Annotated in this window: 1 protein-coding gene; it reads right to left on the bottom strand. The window is 48.6% G+C overall.

What is annotated here, in order from left to right; translation table 11 throughout:
* Positions 1 to 529: LysR substrate-binding domain-containing protein (locus R7O13_RS30545; protein ID WP_318305680.1), on the bottom strand; the 529-nt coding region annotated here is incomplete at both ends.

Here is a 529-nt window from a genome sequence, read left to right as displayed (position 1 = left end):
CAGCTGACCGTACTTGATGTCGTCTTTCACAAACAAACGGTGAGTCACCAACACACCCAAACGACGCGTAGTTGCCTGTACAGCTTGAATCGACATCTTAAAAGTGATGGGCTTTTTGTTTTTTGGACGAGCGACTCCTGTCGCGTCTGACCAGACTTGCCAATCGTGTTTTCTGCGTTCATTCGTGACCTCAATGAGCGGATACGTCTTTAAGATGTCAGCAAGGTTAACTGGATTGCTGTGGTCGATGAGATCAGGGCTGCATACTAATACCAGTTCGTCTTCACTGAGCTTTTCGCAATAGTAGTCTTGCCACTCTTCAGGGTTGCCATGCACCAACGCAGCATCAACGCCTTCTTGTTCCAAATTGAACCGTCCAGAAAGGTTAGATAGGCGCACATCAAGTTGGGGCGCATAGGCTTGAAGGCGTGGCATACGTGGGATCCACCAATGCAGTGCCAAGGAATTCACCATGTTTAGCGTAATGCGTTGAGAGTTTTGATCGTGCATCAGTGCTTCGGTTGCATCG

It is taken from the genome of Vibrio sp. Y176, assembly GCF_033438945.1.
Note: the sequence above shows the minus strand (reverse complement) of the source record. Positions and strands in the feature narration are given on the sequence as shown.